At 35.4% G+C, this 308-nt stretch carries 1 protein-coding gene; it reads left to right on the top strand.

The window, feature by feature from the left end:
* Positions 1–308 (top strand): IS66 family transposase (locus tag GOQ24_RS05450; protein WP_160339255.1); only part of this gene is annotated, 308 nt, incomplete at both ends.

Raw genomic sequence — 308 nt, 5'->3', positions numbered from 1 at the left:
CAAAAGCACAGCATGTACTTATAGAAATACAGAAACTATATGCTGTGGAAAAAAAGGCGAAGGAACAAAACTTAACACCTGATCAAATCAAAGAGCTTCGTCTAAAAGAGAGTTTACCTATCATCAATGAACTTGGTAAGTATATGTTTGTTCAAATGAAACTTACACTTCCTAAAAGTCAAATAGGCAAGGCCTTTGCTTACTCTCAAACTAGATGGGATAATCTTAGTGCGTACTTATATGATGGAAATCTACAGATTGACAATAATCTTGTAGAAAACGCTATTAGACCTGTAGCGCTTGGTCGT

Origin of the sequence: Myroides sp. LoEW2-1, assembly GCF_009767705.1 — a bacterium.
Taxonomy (GTDB): Bacteria; Bacteroidota; Bacteroidia; order Flavobacteriales; family Flavobacteriaceae; genus Flavobacterium; species Flavobacterium album_A.
This window is presented reverse-complemented; position numbering and strand designations above follow the sequence as displayed.